This window comes from Rugamonas sp., from assembly GCF_025354735.1.
Classification (GTDB): Bacteria; Pseudomonadota; Gammaproteobacteria; order Burkholderiales; family Burkholderiaceae_D; genus Rugamonas.
Genome location: NZ_JANXMI010000144.1, coordinates 1 through 4,864, shown reverse-complemented (window position 1 = coordinate 4,864; position 4,864 = coordinate 1). Strand labels below are relative to the sequence as shown.

5 protein-coding genes are annotated in these 4,864 nt (G+C 61.9%); 3 read left to right on the top strand and 2 right to left on the bottom strand.

What is annotated here, in order from left to right; translation table 11 throughout:
- Positions 1–279: 279 nt before the first annotated feature.
- Positions 280–936 carry a TetR/AcrR family transcriptional regulator gene (locus Q0S71_RS12065; RefSeq protein WP_295995551.1) on the bottom strand — a complete coding sequence of 219 codons (657 nt, stop codon included), beginning with the start codon at positions 934–936 and terminating at the stop codon, positions 280–282.
- 234 nt (positions 937–1,170) lie between these two features.
- Between Q0S71_RS12065 and Q0S71_RS12060 the strand changes: the two genes are divergently transcribed.
- The 3 genes from Q0S71_RS12060 (at position 1,171) to Q0S71_RS12050 (ending at position 3,859) form a co-directional block, all read left to right on the top strand.
- The gene (locus Q0S71_RS12060) at positions 1,171–2,403 is read left to right on the top strand and encodes an amidohydrolase (RefSeq protein ID WP_295995552.1); all 1,233 of its coding nucleotides are present in this window, start codon (positions 1,171–1,173) and stop codon (positions 2,401–2,403) included.
- 164 nt (positions 2,404–2,567) lie between these two features.
- Positions 2,568–2,708: a hypothetical protein gene (locus Q0S71_RS12055; RefSeq protein WP_295995548.1), complete on the top strand. Its 141-nt coding sequence runs from the start codon at positions 2,568–2,570 to the stop codon at positions 2,706–2,708.
- Entirely contained in the window at positions 2,705–3,859 is a 1,155-nt protein-coding gene (locus Q0S71_RS12050; protein ID WP_295995547.1) for an MATE family efflux transporter, read from the top strand. Before Q0S71_RS12055 ends, Q0S71_RS12050 begins: the two co-directional genes overlap by 4 nt.
- A 153-nt stretch (positions 3,860–4,012) precedes the next feature.
- On the opposite strand, the gene Q0S71_RS12045 is transcribed toward Q0S71_RS12050, so the two are convergent.
- Entirely contained in the window at positions 4,013–4,681 is a 669-nt protein-coding gene (locus Q0S71_RS12045; RefSeq protein WP_295995545.1) for a hypothetical protein, read from the bottom strand.
- Positions 4,682–4,864 lie beyond the last annotated feature (183 nt).

Sequence of the window (4,864 nt, the reverse complement as noted above, 5' to 3'; positions counted from 1 at the left end):
TTGGTACGACGGTCTTCGCGTTCATGTTCGGCAAACAGGCTGATCCGGGGCTTCATCATTGTGGTATTCATTGGTCGCGGGCTGATGCCAGAATTTTACCGAACCTGCGAACGGCAGGATAGGTTTCTAGAGGTACCCTTGCGTGCCTCGTAGCGGAGCCGCATGGCCTGGAATTGCGGTGTTACCAAGCTTGCGATGGCCAACTTCGGCCGAGCCTGGCGATTCAAGGCGCTCTGTTCTTTCAATGCTTCCATGGCGTAATCCTGCTGCGTGAAGTGGCTAGATCTTTAATCCACGCAAGATTAATCCACGCAAGACCAAAGCGGAAACGGCCGCCGCCGCCTGGAGCATGTCTTGACGTGATGTTTGTCGTAAAAATACCGGATGGCTGAAGGGGATCAGCGTTGCCAGCAAGCCCTGGCAAACCTCCGCAGGTGCCGCGCTTGATTCGAACTCATGCGAGTCTCGGCCCGCCACCACGATGCGACGCACCACTTCACCGAGTTCGGCGCGGTATGTCCGCACCGAGGCCCAGCCTTCGTCCACTGCAGCCATCGCGATCTCGTGTAATTTGGGCTGAATATCGAGCAAGTCGTAGCCGCGTTCAACCAGCGTTTCAAAGACGGTGCTCAGGCGTTCGCAAGCGGATGCGCTGGAGTCATCGGCAACGGCCAGCAATGCCGCCGAGGTCACCCCCATCGTTCTGGCGCAGACCACCTCGCCAATCGCTTGCTTTGATTCAAAGAATTTGTAGATGTAGGCCGTCGACATGCCGATGGCCTTGGCGAGATCGGCGATTGTGGTTTTTTGATAACCATGTATGGCGAAACTGCGCACCGCCGCTTCGATGATCTGGGTGCGCCGCTCATGTTCCGCAGGCCCCCGTGTGACGGGAGATTCGGATGAATTCGGCATTTGATGATTGGTCTTGGGCATGATAGGTGGCGTGGTGATTTAGTGACGAATTATGATATCATAAACCCGTAACTTGGTTTAAGTGTTCAGCAGGATGGTGCAATATTGCTCACAACATAACCATTTCAGGATAACGATATCATGTCAGCATACCGGTCAAACTTGACGCCCGGGTGGAAGAAAATTGCTTTTAGGACTATGTTTGTCTGTACCCTGTCGATGAGCGGGCCTGCGATGGCGCTCGACACCGCCGACATGATGGCGCAGGTTGATGCTCAGCTTGAGCAGCACTACGCGCATCTCGATGCGCTTTACAAGGAGATACACCAGCATCCCGAATTAGCATTCCAGGAAACGGCGACGGCTGCCAAGCTCGCCAAGGAAATGCGGGCGCTGGGATTCGAGGTGACGGAGCGGGTAGGCAAGACGGGCTTGGTTGCTGTGCTTCGTCACGGCGATGGCCCCACCGTGATGGTCCGTACCGAACTCGATGCCTTGCCCATGGAAGAGAAAACAGGCTTGCCCTATGCCAGTCATGTGCACGCCATGTGGAATGGCAGGGACGTGCCGGTGGCGCACACGTGCCGCCACGACGTCCATATGGCCGCCTGGATAGGCACGGCGCAGGTGATGGCGGCGATGAAGGCGCAATGGCGTGGCACCTTGATGTTCATTGCCCAGCCCGCAGAAGAAACGGGATTGGGTGCCCAAGCGATGATCGACGACGGGCTGTTCACCCGTTTCGGCAAGCCCGATATCGGTTGCGCCCTGCACGTCGTTCCGGCTCCCGCCGGCGTGGTGATCTATGGCGCCGGCATGGCGACATCGAATATGGACAGTCTGGAGATTATCTTCAGGGGGCGTGGCGGGCACGGGGCCGCTCCGGACGCCGCCATCGACCCGGTTCTCGAGGCGGGTCGTTTCATCGTCGACGTCCAAAGCGTCGTCAGTCGCGAGAAGGACCCGGCCGCGTTTGGCGTTGTCACGATAGGCGCGCTGCAGGCTGGAAGCGTCGGCAACATCATTCCCGATCAGGCCGAGTTGCGGGGGACTATCCGCAGTTACGACCTGGCCGTGCGGGAGAAAATGCTCGCCGGCGTGAAACGGACCGCCAATGCCGTCGCGGACATGGCTGGCGCCGCGCGCCCGGAAGTGGTCATAGGACGCGAGGCCGCCAAGGCGGTCGTCAACGATGGCGCCATCTCGGCGCGCACCGGCCAATTGTTCCAGTCGGCCTTCGGCAAGGATGTCGTGCCCGCCACTAAGCCGACCTCGGCCAGCGAGGACTATTCCGCCTTTATCGCCGCCGGTGTCCCGTCGCTGTTCTTCGGCATCGGGGCATTGGACTTGACCGTGTTTGTCGACGCGAAATCTGGCAAGCCCATCCCCAGCAATCACTCCCCCTACTTTGCACCGTTGCCGGAGCCGACGATCCGGCGCGCGGTGGAAGCGATGAGCTTGGCGATTCTGGGCGCGCTCCAGCAATAGCGCACCGCTCATCCTGGCCGCACGCCGGGCGACTGGTCGCTGCCAAGTTCCTCCACTTCATTTCAGGTTCATAAACAATGCCGAGCTCTATAGATAACCTGGCAGGGAGCATCTGCCTGCCGTCCCCGCCGTCCCCGCTCAACCCTCTGCTTCATGGGCCACTGTTGAGCACGCTGATCCGTCTTGCGCTGCCGACGGTCGTCGTGCTGTTCATGACGACGCTACTTAGCGTCGCCGAGACTTATTTCGTGAGCGCGCTAGGCATGGACGCGATCGCCGCGGCGTCGCTGGTCTGCCCGTCATGATGTTGATGACCATGGTGTCGAACGGCGGCATCGGCGGTGGGGTTTCCTCGGCGATCGCCAGAGCGGTGGGTGCCGGTCGGCACGAAGATGCCGAAAGCCTTGTCTGGCACACCATGGTCATTGCCATCGTCGCCGGGGGACTATTCACGTTGGCGGCCCTGTTCGGCGGTCCTGCGCTATACCGCAGCCTCGGTGGCAGCGGCCGGTCGCTTGAGCAGGCGATCCTGTATTCGGATATTTTGTTTTGCGGCGCCATCCCCTTTTGGATGTTGATGTTGCTGCAAGCCGCGCTGCGCGGCGCGGGCAATGTGAAGGTGCCGGCCCTGATCATGTTGTACGGCGTGGTTGGGGGCCTGGTGCTGTCGCCGGTACTGATCTCGGGGTGGCTGGGGGCGCCGAGCTTGGGTGTCGCCGGCGCCGGCCTCGCCCAGGTGTTCTGCAATATCGCCGCGCTGGTGGTGGTGGTGATGTATATGCGTTCCGCCGGCTCGAATTTACGGTTGCGGCGCCATCCGCTGCGGCGCGAGCATTTCAAAGCGATTCTTGGCGTCGGGCTCTTATCGACCGTCAATGCGGCGATGTCGGCCATGTCCATCACCGCCTTAACCGCCGCCGCCGGGGTGGGCAATGTCGCCGCGATCGCCGGCTATGGCATCGCCTCCCGCCTCGACATGTTGTTGGTGCCCGTCATGTTCGGTTTCGGTACGGCCGCGATCACCCTGGTCGGAACCAGCCTGGGCGCGGGGAACGTGCCGCGCGCCCGGCGCATTGCATGGACGAACGCGCTCTTTGTGGCGGCGCTGGCGGAAATAGTCGGTCTGACCGCGGCCTTTTTTCCAAGGCTGTGGCTGGGCTTGTTCACGGTCAACCCGGACGTGCTGGTGGTTGGCGCCAGCTATCTGCATATCGTCGCCCCGTTTTATGGCGTGATCGCCATCATCTCGGGATTCTATTTCGCCGGCCAGGGCGCGCGACGGATAGCCTGGCCGATGGCTGCGGGCGTCACCCGGTTTGTTTGCGCGCTGGCCGCGATGGTGTTGGTGTGTCGGGGCTGGGCGAGCCTGGATAGCGCATTCTTTTTGGTGGCGCTGGGCATTGTTGTGGCAGGGGCGATCAGCACGGTCGGGTTCAAATTGGTCCGCTGGGGATAGCAATTACAGACGCGGCGCGCCGCTTGGCGAAGGACTAAGAACCCAGCTCGTGGCCATTAAGCCGGCCGATCCCGATGACGTCTATGACGTCTAGTTCTGCCACAAGAAATTTCGGCTGCGGCACCGGTCGGCGCTGCGCCACCGCCGGCGCGGCTACCACTTGCAGCCGCTATCTTTTTTATCCATCAACAGCAACAGCGGCGCCAGCAGGCCGCCGGGCACGCCATCCTTGCAATCGCGCCGCTTGGCCGAGCCGATGTCGCGCGCCAGCTGCGTTTCCTCCGATTTCTCATACAGCGGGTGCTGATCGAGTTGGGCCGCCAGCGTGCCGGGCGCGCGCTTCGGATCGGGATCGCTGGCCACCGCGCGGGCGGTCCGACGCGCCGCCTCCATATCGAACTTCGGCGCGGCCGGCTGCGGCAAGTCGGCGGGCTGGTCGCGGGCCGGCAGCGTGATGGCTTGCGCCGGCGTCTGTGCCGGCGTGCGCCGGCCGGCGGCGATACTGGCGTCGACCGGCGCGCGCGCGGTCTCCCGTTCGCGCTCATGTTTGCGTACGCGCGCGCTGTCGGCTGGTGGCTTCTTCGGTTCCTGTATCGCCGCGACGGCCGGCAGCGGTATCGGCAATGGCCGTATCCACACCGTCAGCGGCTCCGCAGCCCCGGCCTTCACGGCGGCCGGCCTGGGCACGCCGACGCGATAGCCGAAAATCAGCACCGCGTGCAGCGCCAGCGACAGGGCGACGCCCGCCACCACGCTCCAGCGGCGGCGCTGGCCGGCGGCATCGGCGGTAATCTCGACAGCGTAGGGCGACGCAGAGTTCATGATAGGGATGTCCGAAATGTCAGTCTTGTTGTTGGCCTTATATTCTCACATTGAAAAAATTTTGGTTTGGTCCATACTGAGTTGATGCATGACCCTTGACGGATACTGACACAGCTTGTATTATCTTGCTTCTTCGGAGTGTGGCGCAGTCCGGTAGCGCACCTGGTTTGGGACCAGGGGGTC